The organism is Asticcacaulis machinosus (genome assembly GCF_028550435.1).
Classification (GTDB): Bacteria; Pseudomonadota; Alphaproteobacteria; order Caulobacterales; family Caulobacteraceae; genus Asticcacaulis; species Asticcacaulis machinosus.
Map to the genome: position 1 here is coordinate 636,667 of NZ_JAQQKV010000001.1, position 16,918 is coordinate 653,584.

A 16,918-nucleotide genomic window follows, 5' to 3' on the forward strand; every position below is an offset into this window, starting at 1 on the left:
GTGCTCAATTAATGCCCGCCATGATCGCGCGGATCATCGGTGGTGGGCGGCAGGCCCGTCGCTTCGCGCTCACGCGCCAGCTTGGCCATGTGTTTTTCGTCAGCCTTGAATATCTTTTGTACGATGACAAAGAACAAGGGGATGAAGAAGATCGCCAGAACCGTCGCCGCGATAACCCCGCCTAAAAGGCCAGTACCGATGGCGTGCTGCGCCCCGGAACCCGCGCCGTTCGAAATGACCAGCGGCATAATCCCGAAGGAGAAGGCCAGCGATGTCATGATGATCGGACGCAGACGGATACGGACGGCCTCTAACGTCGCCTCAACCAGTCCCTTGCCCTGTTCATGCAGTTGTTTGGCAAACTCCACAATCAGGATGGCGTTCTTTGACGACAGACCGATGGTGGTCAGAAGACCAACCTGGAAGTAGATATCGTTCGATCCGCCGCGCAGCATGGTGGCCAGAAGGGCCCCCAGAATACCGAGCGGAATAACCAGAATGACCGAGATCGGGATCGACCAGCTTTCATAAAGGGCGGCCAACAGCAGGAACACTACCAGAATCGAGATGGCATAAAGCGCAGGCGCCTGATTGCCGGATTCGCGTTCCTGAGCCGACAGGCCGGTCCACTCATAACCGATACCCGCAGGCAGTTTGGACGCAATATCTTCCATCGCCGCCATAGCTGCACCCGTCGAGTTGCCGGGGGATGCCGCACCCTGGATATTCATGGACGACACGCCGTTGTAGCGCTCAAGGCGTTGCGGACCGTAGGTCCAGTCAGAGGTCGCAAAGGCCGTGAACGGCACCATTTGACCGGATGAGTTACGCACATACCATTGGCTCAGGTCTTCGGGACGCATACGGTAAGGTGCATCGGCCTGCACATAGACGCGCTTAACCCGGCCACGATCAACGAAGTCGTTGACGTAAGATCCGCCCCAGGCCGACGACAGGGTCGAATTGATATCAGAGATACTGATACCCATAGCCCCCGCCTTGGCATGGTCAATCGTGACCTTAAGCTGCGGGGTGTCTTCCTGACCGTTTGGACGCACGCCCGCCAGCACCGGATTTTGACCGGCCATGCCCAGCACCTGATTACGCGCGGCCAGCAAGGCTTCGTGACCAACGCCGCCGACGTCCTTAAGCTGGAAGTCAAAGCCCGAAGATGTCCCCAGTTCCGCCACCGCGGGTGGGATGATGGCAAACACCATCGCATCACGGATACCGGCAAAGGCCCCCATAGCGCGACCAGCCACAGCCGGTGCCTTAAGGTTAGCGGCCTTACGATCCTCAAAGTCCTTCAGGCGCACGAAGGCCATACCGGCGTTTTGTCCCGCGCCGGAGAAGCTAAAGCCCGTGATGGTGAAGGTCGACAATACGGCTTCGTCCTTGGAGAAGTGATCATATACCTGCTTTAGAACGCCCTTGGTGCGATCTTCCGTCGCGCCCGCCGGCAATTGAACCAGGGTAAAGACAATCCCCTGATCTTCGTCGGGCAGAAAGGACGATGGCACGCGGGTAAACAGGAAGCCTACCAGTGCCACAATGACGGCAAACACCACCATGTAACGGCCACCCTGATTCAGGATTTTTCCGACCGTGCCCTGATATTTATGGGCAGCCGAATTGAACGACTTATTGAACCAGCCAAAGAAACCGCGCTCGCTCAGGCCGTGGCCCTTGGTGACAGGTTTCAGCATGGTCGCACACAGGGCCGGTGTCAGCACCAGAGCCACGATGACCGACAAGGCCATAGCCGAGACGATAGTGATCGAGAACTGGCGATAGATGACCCCTTGCGAGCCGCCAAAGAAGGCCATAGGCACAAACACCGCCGACAGCACCAGACCGATACCGACCAGCGCGCCGGTGATTTCATCCATAGATTTACGCGTGGCGGCAACCGGCGACAGTCCCTCTTCTGCCATCACCCGCTCGACGTTTTCAACCACGACGATGGCGTCATCGACCAGAAGACCGATGGCCAGCACCATGCCGAACATGGTCAGGGTGTTGATCGAATAGCCAAAGGCCGCCAGAATCGCAAACGTCCCCAACAGCACCACCGGCACGGCAATGGTCGGAATAAGCGTCGCCCGCCAGTTCTGCAAAAACAGAAACATGACGATGAACACCAGCACGACCGCTTCGACCAGGGTCTTTACAACCTCATGGATCGACAGTTCGATGAACGGCGAAGAGTCATAGGGCACAACATACTGGTAGCCGGCCGGGAAGTTGGCTTTGAGTTCATCCATGCGTTGCTTAACCGCTTCGGCGGTTTCCAGCGCATTGCCGCCCGGTGCCAGACGAATAGCCAGACCTGACGCGGGCTTGCCATTATAGAGCGCGCTGGAACCATAGCTTTCCGAGCCCAGTTCGACCCGCGCCACGTCGCGCAGGCGCACAATGGCCCCATCGGTGGCATTTTTAACCACGATCTGATTGAACTGATCGACGGTTTGCAGACGTGACTGGGCGGTGATGGTGGCGTTAAGCGCGACCCCATCCGTAGCAGGCAAGCCACCAATCTGACCGGCCGAGACCTGAGCATTTTGAGCGCGGATGGCATTCATAACATCCGTAGGTGTCAGGCCGTAATTGGTCAGTTGCCCCGGATTAAGCCAGATACGCATGGCGTATTGTGCGCCAAACAACTGCACTTCGCCCACGCCCTGAACCCGGCTTAACGGGTCTTGCAGGTTGGCGGCGATATAGTCGCCCAGATCGGTGTTTGTGACATTGGGGTCGTCCGAATAGAGCCCGACCACCATCAGGAAGTTACGCGCCGATTTGTTGACCCGCACCCCCTGCTGCTGCACTTCCTGCGGCAGGAGCGCCAGCGCTGATTGCAGTTTGTTCTGCACCTGCACCTGGGCAATATCGATATCTGTACCCGCCGAGAAGGTCAGGGTAACCGAAGCCGAGCCCGACGCATCCGAGGTCGAATTCATGTATTCCAGGCCATCAAGGCCCTGCATCCGCTGCTCGATAATCTGAGTAACGCTGTCTTCAACCGTCTTGGCCGAAGCGCCGGGATAGCTCGCCGACACCGATACCTGCGGCAGAGCGATTTCAGGATACTGCGAAATCGGCAGAGTACGGATCGCCAGCAAACCGGCCAGCATGATAACAATGGCGACGACCCACGCAAAGACGGGCCTGTCTATAAAGAAACGCGATAACATGTGACAGGTTCCCTATTGCTTGGCCGATGACTGGGCCGGAGCGGCAGCCGCTTTGGCAGCCGGAGCGGGCGCATCGGATTCCTTGGCACCGACCACAACCGGCTTGACCGGCGCATCGCCGCGCACCTTCATCAGGCCATCCACGATCACCCGGTCATTGGATTGCAGGCCGCTGGTGACGACCCATTTGTCACCCATCATCTGAGCGATCTGAACGGGACGGGGCTCGACCTTATTGTCCTTACCCACGACCATAACCGAAGCATTGCCCTTCGGGTCGCGCTGCACGGCAGCCTGAGGCACCAGAATCCCCTGCCCCACCACGCCCTTGGACAGGCGGGCGCGGACATACATGCCCGGCAGCAGTGTGCCATTGGGGTTATTGAAGATGGCGCGCAGATTGACCGAACCCGTTTCAGGATCGACCGTCACGTCGGAAAACTCCAGCCGCCCCTTTTGCGGATAGACACTGCCGTCTTCGAGGATTAGCTCGACCTCGGCGCTACTGGACGCATTTAACGACCCATCCGCCATCGCCTTTTGCAGGCTGAGCAATTCCGAGGTCGTCTGATTGATATCGACATAGATACGGTCGGTCGCCTGAATAGTGGCCAGCGGGGTCGCCTGTGCCGCCGTGACCAACGCGCCGGAGGTCACGCTCGACTTACCTATGCGGCCGGAAATAGGCGCGGATACCTTGGTGTAGCCCAGATTGATACGGGCATTTTCGACCGCCGCTCTTTGCGCAGCCACATTGGCCTCGGCCGTCTGGAGCGCGGCCTGAGCGTCATCATTGGCCTGTTGCGAGACCGCGTTGATCTTGACCAGTTCAGTATAACGCCCGGCCAAAAGCTTGGCCGAAGTCAGGCTGGCATTGGCCTGAGCCAGGCCCGCCGCCGCGCTGTTGTAGGCGGCCTGATAGGGGGCGGCGTCAATCTGATACAGTGACTGACCGGCGCTGACGACCGAGCCTTCTTCAAACAAACGCGATTTAACAATCCCGTTGACCTGCGGGCGCACTTCCGAGACCAAAAAGGCCGAGGTGCGACCGGATAATTCCGTAGTCAGGGTTACGGGTTCGCTTTGGACAACAACAATGCCGACCTCAGCCGGGCCGCCCGCGCCCATGCCCTGAGCGGCGTTCTTATTGCCGCAGCCGACGAAAAGCACACCCGCGGCGCCGACGATCAGCGCGGCACGGCCCGTATGGCCCATCAGGGTGCGTAAATGAATGCGCATGAAAAACTCCATAGCTGAAAATATCTGGCGCATATCCCGCAAACGGAAATAAGCCCCACCTTTTGGATGACGCAGGCCAAAGAAATTACTGAGAATGAACGATCATTCTCATTTTGGCTGGATTTATGCCGTCAAATGAACTAAAGTCAACCCTACAATAGCTTACAAACGCGTAATTTTTGTGCAACCGCACAAAACCAAGCGTACAATACCGCATCCGTATCACAGGTAAATTCACGTAAAAATGAACACGTCAGTGTCACCAAAGCCCGCCTCCAAACCCCGTCAAAACCGGGAAGCCCGTCAGCAGCATATACTTGACGCGACCGCGCGTTGCGTACGTCAGTCAGGTTTTCATGGTGCCAGCATGGCCAGTATCGCTCAGGAAGCGGGCATGAGCGTCGGCGTCATCTATCGCTATTTTGCCAACAAAGAAGCCATCATCGAGGCCATAGTCGCCAACGATCTGGCGGAACTGCGTGAAAAGTTCGCTGAATTTGATGACATTGCCGATGAGGATCTGATTGATCGCCTGGTCGATATCATTCCGATGGCGATTGAACATAAGTATAACAGTGAAAAAACCGCCCTCGCCCTTGAGGTGCTGGCCGAAGCGGCGCGCAACCCCAATGTCGCGGCCATCGTCAAGAAATCCGAATCTCAGGAACGCGAACTGATTCTCCCTCTGTTGCGGCGTATCTACGGCGACGATATCGACGAGACGACGCTACTGGCACGCAACGAAATCATCAGCATGATCTTTGATGGCATGCTGGTGCGTAGCATCTGTGCGCCCAATATCGACCGGGAGCAAGTGATCCACTACTTACGCAAGGTCGTTCGCTTTGCCTTCGAAATGAAGTGCCTCTAAATCCCGGCCAGACCTTGCAGGCCACCGTTACCAATTGACAAACAGGTTGGCATGGCCAGAGACAGAGGCACGCTAATCATCCGTATGGCTTTGGTCGCGGGTCGGCGCAAGGCCTCAGTGACCATGCCGATATTAAACGCCAGCCGCAGGTCAATTTCCCTGCGCGCCGGCGATAGTGGTGACGTTAGCATGAGCGGCAGGGATTTAATGCCCGCAGTGATTGCTGATCGAGTCAGTTTGCCCGGTTGCGTTGCGGTCATGATGCGTGCGGTTGAAATCCCTTCCCAATAGGATCTTCGGCGCGCCCAGCTCCGGTCAAGGCGGTCAGGTTCGATATCATGCCACACACGGATTCGGTCAGAATGCCATATCCGCCAGCCGCGCGCTTCCAACTGGATGAGCAATAAAACCTCTTCACCGCTCAGCAGGCTGCGGCCATCCCGTCCCAAGCCGCGATTAAAGCCGCCGACCTGCTGCAAAGCATAGACGCGTACCAGCGAATGTCCGATCCCGAATTGCGGGCGCTCAGTCTGGTCGAATTCGCCCTTGGCCATAATCTCCCCCAGAAAGGCCCGCCAGCGCGGCCCGATACGGTTCATATCCGGCGCCAGTTCATAGGCCGGAATCACCACGCCCCCGCAGGCCGCGCAGTCTTCGGGCAGGCGACGGATCAGCGTCATGGCTTCATCCAGCCAGTCCTCAGACGGGACTTCATCGTCGTCGATAAAGCCAATCCACTCGGCACGGGCGTGCGCCACGCCGGTGTTACGCGCCAGAGAGACGCCTTTTTCTTCAACCCGGATAAGTCGCACATCCGCAAACTGCGCCACGATATCAATCAGCGCCCGGCGATGATCGTCATGACTGGCGCTATCGATCACCAGAATTTCAGCCGCATGGCCTTTTAACTGCGGCGTCAGGGCTTTGAGCAGGCGTGCCGTCAGGCTTGAGCGGTTATGGGTACAGATAACGATGCTTAAATCCGGGCACACCACGGCAAACGGCGGCTTCGGGCCCTTAACTTCGCGGGCTTTGTGCGCCGGCGGTATTTTGGCATGTTTCACATGCTACTCCATGTAGACCGTTCTGACGTAGCGGCTGACAAGCTTCTGCCTGACCGGAAGCATTTCCGTCACCGCCACACCCCTTGCCTGTGCCGTCAGCAATATCTGTTCCAGAAGAATGGAAGCGACCTCCCCGACATAGGGCGTGGGGACTCCGATCGGGTCTTCGTGCATCAGGATCGTCGATCCTAAAAAGTTCGGATAAGCGAAGGCCGCCATAACCGCGGCCTCGCAGTTGCGCGTGACATCGGCCACGCTTTCGCACCCGTCAGCCAGCGCAAAATCCTTGAAATCATAACGCCAATGGCCAATCTGACAGCCCGGATGCCAGGTCTTTAATAGCCGGTGCATATCAGGTGATCGATGCCCCGAACCATAGGGCAAACGCACAATGTAGTCTTGTGGCGTAGGCCGGGCCTTTGCCAGAAGCGCTTCGGTGCGCTGCAGTTCATCAAGGGCAGCTTCGGGCGCTAAACGGTCAAGCCGGACGTGGGAATAGCCGTGGGCATATATCGTATTGCCACTATCCACTATGGCCTGTACCAATTCGGGATACCGCTCGGCCCGCTCTCCCGACAGGAAAAACGTCGCCCTGGCGTCATAGGTTTTCAGAAGTTCCAGCACCTTAATCGTGGTACGCGGCGACGGGCCGTCATCAAGGCTTAAGGCAATGCGAGACGGCCCTTTTGGTGCCTTATGTACAATCGGCAGCCACGCCCCGTTCGACACGCCAAACTGTTGCCTCAGATAGCCGAACATATTACCCGCGCCCCATGACGGAACCTGTACAGGTTCCCATAAGGTGCACACTATAGCCGTTAACCGTTAAATCGCCGTAAGACGACACGGTTAAGAAATGTAAAAAGCCACGCTAAATCAATAACGTGGCCTTAAATTTTCACCTGGTTTTCTCAAAACTTTAGAACGGGATTTCGTCATCCAGATCAAAATTTTGAGCCGGGCCGGAGCCCTGCTGACGCGGGCCGGAACTGGCCGGGGCGCCGCCGTAGCCGCCGTCATCACCATAGCCGCCCTGATCATAACCGCCGGAAGACTGGCTGCTTTGGCCGCCGCCATCACCGCGCCCGCCCAACAGAGTCAGTTCACCGCGGAATTTTTGCAGCACGACTTCGGTCGAGTATTTTTCAACGCCCTGCTGATCGGTCCATTTACGGGTTTGCAATGAGCCTTCCAGATAGACGGTCGAACCCTTACGCAGGTATTGTTCGGCAATCTTGGCCAGATTGTCATTGAAAATCACCACGCGGTGCCATTCGGTCTTTTCCTTACGCTCACCCGACATCTTGTCGCGCCAGCTTTCCGAGGTGGCAACCGTCAGGTTGGCAACCCGGTCACCGGAATTAAGCGTGCGGATTTCCGGATCGCGACCCAAATTTCCGACCAGAATAACCTTATTTACACTGCCCGCCATCACGAATACCTTTCTGTCACAGGCCCCGCGACCAAAGCGCTCAGGGGCCGGAGGGTTTGCCCCTCTGATTCCAAGCCCCGACACTATGATGAAGCCGCCCACACGCCAAGCGCAGAGTTCGCATCATTAACACTTAATTAAAGCAGCCAACCACTAAGGCAGATTGGCGGGCTCACGGATCGGGCCTGTGGGTTTTGGCGGCGGCGCTTCTACAATCGAGCCCGGCACGACCAGACGGTCTTCGCTGGGGTGTTTGACCAGCAAAGTCATGCGCCGCCCATCGAGTTCCTGCGAAAACTTGACGTAGCGCGCATCCACAAACAGGAAGTTACCCTGATAGGCCCCATAGACGATCTTGCGGCTGACGCCTTGTTTCAGGAACTCAAGTCGCAGTTTAAAAAGCTGAGCCGCGCAGTATTCGATTGACGGCTGATTACGGGCGACGACGTTGTATTTAATGTCGCCGGATTCCGGGAACCCTATCTGATAACACACGCCCTTATCAAGCGGCGCTTTGACACCGGGCTTTTCACATGACGCCAAACCTATGGCCGCCGCCAGCATCAGGCTAAGACCGGCAATCTGTTTCATCCCATTTGACATATTATCCACCTGATTTCTATTTCACTAACGGGACACTGCAACCCTTGCCCTGCTCAACAAAGGTGCGGAAACTCTTGTTATCGTTAGACACTTCAACCCTGCCCGGCACCAGCCGCAGGGTCTGCTCCCCCCACCGGCCATAGGAAGCCGATCCCGGACGCTCACATCGGCCATCATAAAGCAGTTGCGCGCAGGTGCCGAGGCTCAGGCCCTCAGACAGGCGGCGCCACTCGCCACCTGCATATCTGAGGCAAGCCGCCATTGGCCCACCAGAGTCATCCAGATTCCCAGGCATGACCTCGCCACCGGCTGCCCCCCCCTCGGTCTCTACCGGTGTTGACGCCACAGGCTCCGCCGGCGGTGGCGCCAGAGAGGCCGTAGGGGCCGCCGACAACTCACCACTCTCATCGACACCAACATCCAGAGCCTGCGCTGCAACGCCGTTTTTCTGCGCACACTCAGCCAGCGTAAAGGTACCAACATACTCGCCGCTGACAAAACAGCGCAAAGTGCGCGAGGCGTTGATAGCCGGAGCTTCGGCGATATCCAGTTGCAGGCCCGGCGGCGCTTCGTTCATGCGCTCACCATCCTTTTGACCGGATGACATCGCAAAGGCCAGCACAATACCGATCAACAGCGCGGCACCGGCACCAATGCCCAGATAAATCATCTGCTGCTTTTGCATGATATCTGTTTTCCCCCATTTCATGGCCAATTTACGGCCCATGATAAGCGACACTTAAAATTTTAGGCACACTAAAGCGCAAACCTAAATGTGTGAAGTGTTTTTAGGTTAATGGGGTAGCAGAGTTGGGTCGCTTATCAGCCACCGCCCAGACGGTTCAGGGCATCCTGGTAATTGGCGATCTGCTTGGTCAGATAAGCCGGCACAGTGCCGCCGGTCTTGCCCTTTTGATCAGCCTCTTCGGAACTGTCGCCGTAGCGCAGGTATCGATAGGCGCTGCGGACGTTTTTCATCGCGTCTTCGAGGACTTTTTTGACGGACTCAAAATCGTCTTCGTTGGCGATATTGAGATTGCTGTCGAGATTCAGGCCGAACATTTTCACGTCCTTGCCGCCCTTTTTACTCGATTCTGATGCGGTTAATGAGGCCGCATTGGTGACCAGTCCTTCGCTTAAGCCCAGACTGTCGAGCGCATCCTTACCCTCACCGCCCCGTATGATTTCGATCTCAGCGCTAGCGTATTTGGGCGAAATTGTCAGCACGGATTCGGGCTTGCCCAGCACCTTTGTGACCTTGACATCCATCTTATAACCCGACGCGCGATTGATCTTGGCGGCCAGACTTTCCAGAGTGTCCTTGGCCTCGATGACAATCTTTTTCTTTGAACCGCTCTTAGGATCGCGAATATAAAATTCATCCCCCGGCCGTGCGGTTGTATTGGCCACAAGACTGGACGAATCCTTATATTGCAAGGTTCCGGTCGGCAGGCCCAGCTTATCCAGAATGCTGGAGGAGTCCTTTGATATCGCAATCGCGTTGGGGTTAACCTCGCCGTTCTTGCCGGTATAGCGCGTCTGCCATTCAACATCGCCGCTATCGACATCAAGACGCGCCAGAACGGCATCCTTTTCACCGATCTTGGTCGTACCATCAATGGCGCCCTTAGTCTGGAAGGCAATCCACGCCTTGCCATCACTGAACGTTACCTTGGCGTTTTGTTCGCCCTCTGAGGAGCCATAGAATGACACCCGGTCTTCAGACGTGTCGCTCAGGTCGGTGCTAACCGACAACGCATAGGCATCCTGCCCCCCCGTATAGGCATTGCCCACCGCAACACCGTCCATAAGCTTGGGGTTCGATCCGGTCGCCGCGGCACTTTGGTTAGCGCTACCGCCGACATAGACCTTACCATCATAGACCGAAACCGAACTGATCGAACCGCCGCCCAGATTACCCAGATTGCGCGTTTCAGACAGCACAGGCTTGCCTGACGTCAGATCATAAGACCGCAAAACCGCATTGCCGTTTTCATTGGCCGCGACATAAAGCGTATTGCCATCAACGGTCATGGCATTGGCCGCGTCGGTGCCGCTGGTGCCGAACTGGGTCGTTGACTGATAGCTGCCCGTCGCCGAAAATTTCATGACATAGGCGTCCCAGCCACCCGCGCTGGTGACGCCTTGGGCTGTCGAACCGGCATCGGTCGCGCCAGTCATAGTGCCTTGAGCGCGCCCGCCGACATAGACGGCCCCATCATTACCAAATGACACAGACAGCGCTTCATCCATCCCGATAGAGCCACGACGCTGGGTCCACAACTCTTCACCTGCTGCATCAAAAACCGTGACAAAACTATCTGAAATGCTTTCATTATAGCCTTTGGTCGTCTCATATGTGGAGGTCGTATAGGTCTTACCATCCGCACTGGTAAAGGTCTTGGTGGTCTGGATACCCAACTCCCCCGTCACCGAGCCTGCAATGGCGACCTTACCATCGGAGCTGACCGTCATAGCCATTCCGGACGCCTGATCTGCAGCGCCAAGGGTGCGGGTATAAAGCACCTTACCGGCAGAATCATATTTGATCAGAGCAACATCCTTGGTGCCCTTGATCCCCTGCCCGTCAACTTCGCCGTCAACATCCGCCAGCACATAGACCGAACCATCCGCCCCGGACACGGTCTGGCGCACATTGGTAATGTTTTCTTCCAGTACGGCCTGCCCCGTCCGCCCTTCTGACCAATAGGTGTCAGTCACGCCGGCCACCGCCGTAGACGGATTAGTGCCCGAAATATCGGCCTGAAATTTCACAAGTTGAGTCGACAGATCGTTCAGCGTGTCAGGATCATCCTTGTCGTCATTATCGGTATCGCCGCTGGTTTGCACGACATAGACCGAATCAGCCATCTGAGCCGCTGAAAAGCGGACAAGCTCCGTGGTTGTGCCCTGAACCTTAAGCGAAAAGGTATCCACACCGCTGTTGACCGTAACGTCTTTTTCACCGACCTTGATAGTCTCAGCCTTGGCCGGCGTGCGTTCAACCGCAAAACGGGTGGTGGCACCGGCGTCTTTGAGCTTTGAATTGATGAAGTTCACGACATTACCCATTGAACGGGTCGTTGTGCCCATCTCGGACAAGTCGATTTCAATGCTTTTCGGCGCATAAAGCCCCGCGGTCGGCGGGTTAATGGCAATATTAAACTTAACGTCACCCTCAAACGCCTTCACCGAAGAGGTGACCGAGCCCTTATGGATATCCTTGGCGACATAGGTGGCGTCGGTACGCGCCACGCCAGTCGTGCTTTTCAGCTTTTCAGTCAGCGCCCCCTGAACCAGTCCCACATGTTCAAGCGTTGAGTCAGCAACATAGTCCTGAATCTCCGACATGCCACTGGTGAACAGGCGCTGCAAGGTGCGCATCATGGTCGAGGTCGTCGTATTTTCCTGCGTCTTGTTGGCAATCCTCATCAGGGTGTTCAGCCCCTGATAGAGCGTGAACAGCTTTTTGTAGTCCTGAGACGCGCCGGCCAGATCGAGTGACACATTGGATTCTTTGATAAACTTTGACCCGGCCATGACTTTTTTGACCAGCTCGTCTGAGCTGGCCGCACCGGATTTTGATTCCCACGGCGCGCTGGGGGCCTTGGTAGTGCCTGTGGGGGAGTTGGTCGTTGTCGCGGTGCCAAGCGCTGCCGCGCCGGTTTTCACACCGGCCTTGGCATTATAAAAGCTTAGCAACATATTGGCATCAAGGCCGATCACGACAACTTACCCTTTGAGGCATCAATTTGATACTCAACTATGCCCGAACAAAGCTTAAGATTCGTAAACGAATGTCGTGAAATCCTTTTTGCGCCAAACAAAAGAAAACCGGCCAGAACGATCTGACCGGTAAAATAGCACGCAAATGACAGACGAAACTTAGCCGCCCTGGAACAGGCTCAATATGACCTGCGGCCCTGAGTTGGCGATAGACAGGGCTTGCGTCCCCAACTGCTGCTGAACCTGCAGGGCCTGAAGTTTGGCGCTCTCCTTGGCCATGTCGGCATCGACCAGATTACCGATACCCGCCGTCAGCGAGTCCGTCAGTTTGGAGACAAAACTCAAATGACCATCGATTTGTTTGGCCTGAGACCCCAGCGCCCCTAAGGAAGCGTTGACGTTCTGGATAGAGCTGTCAAGCTGCGTCAGTATATTAGTGGCCAGAGTCGCACTCAGGATGGTGCTGTTCGATGTCAGGGTGACAATCGTGCCCCCCAGTGACAAATCGCGTGTAGACAGGGTGATATTGGCCGTGGCGTCCGCATCGGCGATAAACTGAATACCGTTTGGCAGGCTGCCGTCCAGAATATTGGCGCCGTCGAAATTGGCGCTATTGGTTGTCTGACGGATCTGATTTAGCAGGGCGCGATAGTCAGCATTAAGTGCGTTACGCGAGGCTGAATCGATCGACGGATCCATCGCCGACACGACCTTTTCACGCAATTCAACCAGAAGATCCGAAATCGTTTCGCCGGCCGCCAGCGACACATCCGAAATGGACGCCGCCCGGTTAAGGCTGGAGGTTACTGCCGCTAATGAACTGACGTCAGCGCGTTGCCCCTGCGCGATAGCATAGACCGAGGCATTATCCTTGGCGCTGTTGACGTTAAGACCGGTTGAAATTCTGTTTTGAACACCGTTAAGATTACTCGTGGTGTTATTCAGATTTTGCAAAGCGATCATGGCAGACTTATTCGTATGCACACTGACCGTCATGATCTTACCTCCATAAATTCTGCGCCCCGTGATCCAATAGCTGAACCCTAAAATGCCGGTATTTTCGGCACAGGGAATCGGCGCGACTCACAGTCTTAAAAATTATGGTAAGCAAAAGGTTAACATTAACCAACGACTTTATCCGTACATCTTGCGATGCACGGTGACAATTAACCGATATCAGACATCAGAACTTTATTCTAAATATCTGTTTTAATGACAGAACCTGCGCGATAATTCGCGTCATGCTTCATGTCTAATAATTCTTTACGCGGCAACTGACTAACCACCTGCCCGGTGACGCGGTTAATGGCTTTATAGACAAAATCGCCAGTGTCAGGATCAATTTCGACCACGAGTTTGAGCTGATAAGCCAGAGGCTTAGCCGCCTGCTCGCTCTTTGAGCCCTTGGGCGATCCGTTATTATCCGCTGAACCTTTGCCGGCGCCAGCTTTTACAGTATTCGGCAATTCCTTAGGTACATCAGGAACAGCTCTGACGGGAGTTACGTCTGAAACCTGAGGTACGCCTGATACATTATTGATCATCTCCTGCTACGCTTCACCTTGGGAGATCCGAAACCTTCGGAATTCGATGAAACGCCCTCTGTTGATTGGACCGCGCGTTCCGCGGCCTGATTGAGAGAGGAAGGCAGCGCCTTATGCGCCGCCTTCCCTTCCGAATTAACGGAACAAGCTCAAAACAGTCGAGGTCGACTGGTTGGCGATCGAGAGCGCCTGAATGCCGAGCTGCTGCTTGGTTTGCAGAGCCTGCAGTTTAGCGCTTTCCTTAGCCATGTCGGCATCGACAAGGTTACCAATACCGGCTTCCATGGCGTCCTGAAGCTTCGAGACGAAGCCCGCATGGTTTTCAAGAGCCTTAGAGGACGTACCCAACTTCGACAAAGCCGTCGACACGTTCTTGATGGACGTATCGATCGTGGCCAGCAGGTTGCTGGCCGATGTGGCTGTCGAGAAGGTCGCGTTCGTTGCCAACGAGATGATGGAACCGCCCAGAGACATATTCTGGCCAGAAACCGTCAACGTACTCGAACCCTTAGCATTAGCCAGAGCCTTGATATTGGCATCCGAGCCGTCAACCAGGTTAATCCCGTTGAAGGTCGCATTGGTGAGGGTTTTTTTGATCTGATCGCGGATAGACGCAAAGTCTTCCTTCAGAGCGTCGCGGCTGGTGGTGTCAAGGCCGGTGTCCGAAGCCGCCAGAGCCTTTTCCTTCAGTTGCGTAAGCATGTCGGAAACCGATTCGCCGGCCGCCATCGACACGTCAACGACCGACTGGCCGCGCGACAGTGACTCTGATACAGCGTTCAGCGCGCTGACTTCCGAACGCTGGCTTTGCGCGATAGCAAAGATAGCGCCGTTGTCCTTAGCCGAACCGACTTTCAGGCCCGTATTGATACGTTCCTGAGTGGTCGCCAGAGAAGCATTGGTTTTGTTGAGGTTTTGCAGAGCAATTGCTGCACCGACGTTCGTATTAACGCTATTGAGCGCCATGATTCTATTCCTTCTAATAGATGTAACCAGCGACATTTTGTCTGCTGGCGGCATTTTGCCTGAGCCGAAGGATGCAAAGGCCGCGCCAGATCGCGCGCCATAAGAAATTTTATGTAAACCTATGAAATATTAGAGTTATATGTTTGTTAATTATGATTTTTGACGGTAATTTCTGCCGAGTAAAAATAGCCAAATAGGCAATATTTGCCCACGACGGCAAAATATGCCGCCTAAAAAGGCTGCCGGAGGAGATGGCGTAACCACCCCACTCCGGCCAATGCGATTAGCCCTGGAACAGGCTGAGGATCGTCTGCGGCGCCTGATTGGCAATAGACAGAGCCTGAATGCCCAACTGCTGCTTGGTTTGCAGCGCGGTGAGCTTGGCGCTTTCTTTAGCCATGTCGGCATCCACGAGGTTTCCGATACCCGCTTCCATGGAATCGACAAGTTTTGAAACGAACGTAGAATGAGCCTCCAGAGACTTTGACGATGTTCCCAGACGCGACAGCGCCAGAGAGACGTTCTTCACGGAGCTATCCAGGGTAGACAGCAGGCCACTTGCCGACGTCGCCGTCGAGAAAGTCGCATCTGACGCCAGAGACAAAATCGTTCCACCAAGGGAAAGATCCTGCGCCGCCACCGTCAGCTTATTCACCCCGTCTGCCGAAGCCAACGCATTGATACCATCAGCGCCCGCCTCGATCAGATTGATACCATTGAAGACCGCATTCGAAATCGTCTTCTTGATCTGGTCACGCAACGACTGAAAATCTTCCTTCAGGGCGTCACGGCTGACCGTATCAAGACCGGTATCCGAAGCTGATAGAGCTAACTCCTTCATTTGGGTAAGGATATCCGAAATCCCTTCGCCCGCCGCCATCGCCACATCCACAGCGGACACAGCCCGACTCAGCGAACCCGACACCGCCCCAAGCGCTGCGACATCAGCGCGCTGACTTTGGGCAATCGCATAAACCGCACCATTGTCTTTTGCGCTGGCCACTTTCAGGCCGGTGTTAATACGGTTCTGGGTTTCCGAAAGATCCTTATTCGTTCTGTTCAGGTTTTGGAGCGCGATCATTGCGCCCACGTTGGTGTTGACCGATACGTTTGACATCGGGTGTTCCTTTCCATTCTGGTCGGGGATTTTGCGCGGCGATTTTGCCGAAAAGCCATTTTGGCTTGCGTTAACCATAGCAATGCCAATGCCAGCGCGCGTCGCCGCCATTAATTATTTAATCAGTTGAAATTAAATGATATTTTGAAATTGAAAACGGCGAGAATCAGATGACTCCCGCCGTTCAAATTTTAATACCTAGGCAATTTTGTCCTAAAGGCAAAATTAACCCCGCAGCTTGCGCGTATTTAGCCCAGCGACCCGCGTACACGGCTGGCAAACGCGCCATCAGCCGCACCTTGCGCCTGATTTTGCGGCATAAGCCCCTGCATGATGATACGATTGACCTCAATCAGCGGCGCAATCTCATCCTTGTTACGCATGACCAGCGAGGTGTGCTTTGACACCCAGATCGACAGCGAAATAATCTGGGCCCGCAAGGGCTCAGGCAGGCCATTGGTTGGCGAGGCGCAATCCATGCCAAATACCGACCACATGCGCCGGTTCCAGTCGAGCGCATGAATACGCACCTGAAAATTAGACGTATCGGCGGCCTCCGCCTCCATGAGCGCGCGGGTCACCTGCCCAAACAGGCGATATTCGGTTTGACGAGGATCCTCCGCACGAGCGGCCGTTCTCTGATACGCCTGAAGTGACATTTATCTACTCTTTAGCCCCTAAAAGTGCATCTTCGTAGTCTACCATCTTACGACACCCCATAAGGGCCTTGTAATACTCATGCGCCATAATGCTTTTTGACACAGCCACACATTCGGCCAAAACTGCCGGATTTGAGACAACGCTCATGAATTCAGTCATTCGCCGCAGGAACTCGTCATAATATTTGTCAGCCCCGGATTCATCGAGATACATCATCATGACCGGGAAATAGATATGGCGGGCGGGCGAATTGGCCTCATGCTCCTGCATGATGTCTTTTTCACGTAAGACCGAGGCTTTGTTTTGCAGGATCAGTGAACAGCGGCGATCCCCGTTTTGCACGACGGCACCATTTAAAACGAACTTCTCTCCGGGCTTCAGAGACAGTTTCAAAGGCATAAAGGCATTCCTCAATCTGAAGCCGGTGCGAATCTTAGACCAAGTTCTACCCCCGACCGGGTTAACATCAGGTTCACGCTTATTCCGCCTTTATATTTGGAGT

Annotated in this window: 15 protein-coding genes; 1 reads left to right on the forward strand and 14 read right to left on the reverse strand. The window is 55.3% G+C overall.

What is annotated here, in order from left to right:
* Window positions 1-8: 8 nt before the first annotated feature.
* Together PQU98_RS03060 and PQU98_RS03065 are read right to left on the reverse strand one after the other, a co-directional pair.
* Entirely contained in the window at window positions 9-3,194 is a 3,186-nt protein-coding gene (locus tag PQU98_RS03060; RefSeq protein ID WP_272743403.1) for an efflux RND transporter permease subunit, read from the reverse strand.
* Between the two features lie 12 nt (window positions 3,195-3,206).
* On the reverse strand, window positions 3,207-4,433 hold the full coding sequence (locus PQU98_RS03065) for an efflux RND transporter periplasmic adaptor subunit (RefSeq protein WP_272743404.1): 1,227 nt from the start codon (window positions 4,431-4,433) through the stop codon (window positions 3,207-3,209).
* 244 nt (window positions 4,434-4,677) lie between these two features.
* Here PQU98_RS03065 and PQU98_RS03070 point away from each other — a divergent pair, with 244 nt between their 5' ends.
* Window positions 4,678-5,304 carry a TetR/AcrR family transcriptional regulator gene (locus PQU98_RS03070; protein WP_272743405.1) on the forward strand — a complete coding sequence of 209 codons (627 nt, stop codon included), beginning with the start codon at window positions 4,678-4,680 and terminating at the stop codon, window positions 5,302-5,304.
* Here PQU98_RS03070 and PQU98_RS03075 read toward each other — a convergent pair.
* The 12 genes from PQU98_RS03075 to flbT all read right to left on the reverse strand — a co-directional run bounded on the left by PQU98_RS03075 (window position 5,301) and on the right by flbT (window position 16,815).
* Window positions 5,301-6,368, reverse strand: a complete 1,068-nt coding sequence (locus PQU98_RS03075; RefSeq protein WP_272743406.1) for a glycosyltransferase family 2 protein — start codon at window positions 6,366-6,368, stop codon at window positions 5,301-5,303. The genes PQU98_RS03070 and PQU98_RS03075 overlap by 4 nt on opposite strands.
* 3 nt (window positions 6,369-6,371) lie before the next feature.
* On the reverse strand, window positions 6,372-7,127 hold the full coding sequence (locus tag PQU98_RS03080) for a polysaccharide deacetylase family protein (protein WP_272743407.1): 756 nt from the start codon (window positions 7,125-7,127) through the stop codon (window positions 6,372-6,374).
* A gap of 160 nt (window positions 7,128-7,287) precedes the next feature.
* On the reverse strand, window positions 7,288-7,800 hold the full coding sequence (gene ssb, locus PQU98_RS03085) for a single-stranded DNA-binding protein (protein WP_272743408.1): 513 nt from the start codon (window positions 7,798-7,800) through the stop codon (window positions 7,288-7,290).
* A 153-nt stretch (window positions 7,801-7,953) separates the two neighbouring features.
* Window positions 7,954-8,403 (reverse strand): hypothetical protein, encoded by a 450-nt coding sequence (locus tag PQU98_RS03090; protein WP_272743409.1) that lies wholly within the window; start codon window positions 8,401-8,403, stop codon window positions 7,954-7,956.
* Between the two features lie 16 nt (window positions 8,404-8,419).
* Entirely contained in the window at window positions 8,420-9,130 is a 711-nt protein-coding gene (locus PQU98_RS03095) for a hypothetical protein (protein ID WP_272743411.1), read from the reverse strand.
* A gap of 95 nt (window positions 9,131-9,225) precedes the next feature.
* Window positions 9,226-12,129, reverse strand: coding sequence for a PQQ-binding-like beta-propeller repeat protein (locus tag PQU98_RS03100; RefSeq protein ID WP_272743412.1), 2,904 nt, complete (start codon window positions 12,127-12,129; stop codon window positions 9,226-9,228).
* 159 nt (window positions 12,130-12,288) lie between these two features.
* On the reverse strand, window positions 12,289-13,125 hold the full coding sequence (locus PQU98_RS03105; RefSeq protein ID WP_272743414.1) for a flagellin: 837 nt from the start codon (window positions 13,123-13,125) through the stop codon (window positions 12,289-12,291).
* Between the two features lie 200 nt (window positions 13,126-13,325).
* Complete coding sequence (locus PQU98_RS03110; RefSeq protein ID WP_272743415.1) at window positions 13,326-13,673, reverse strand: FlaG family protein; 348 nt, start codon at window positions 13,671-13,673, stop codon at window positions 13,326-13,328.
* Window positions 13,674-13,808: 135 nt separating this feature from the next.
* Window positions 13,809-14,639 carry a flagellin gene (locus PQU98_RS03115; RefSeq protein WP_272743416.1) on the reverse strand — a complete coding sequence of 277 codons (831 nt, stop codon included), beginning with the start codon at window positions 14,637-14,639 and terminating at the stop codon, window positions 13,809-13,811.
* Window positions 14,640-14,922: 283 nt separating this feature from the next.
* Window positions 14,923-15,756 (reverse strand): flagellin, encoded by an 834-nt coding sequence (locus PQU98_RS03120; protein WP_272743417.1) that lies wholly within the window; start codon window positions 15,754-15,756, stop codon window positions 14,923-14,925.
* 248 nt (window positions 15,757-16,004) lie between these two features.
* A complete protein-coding gene (gene flaF, locus PQU98_RS03125) occupies window positions 16,005-16,415 on the reverse strand; it encodes a flagellar biosynthesis regulator FlaF (RefSeq protein ID WP_272743418.1) in 411 nt (136 codons plus the stop codon).
* Window positions 16,416-16,419: 4 nt separating this feature from the next.
* Window positions 16,420-16,815 carry a flagellar biosynthesis repressor FlbT gene (flbT, locus tag PQU98_RS03130; protein ID WP_272743419.1) on the reverse strand — a complete coding sequence of 132 codons (396 nt, stop codon included), beginning with the start codon at window positions 16,813-16,815 and terminating at the stop codon, window positions 16,420-16,422.
* Window positions 16,816-16,918 lie beyond the last annotated feature (103 nt).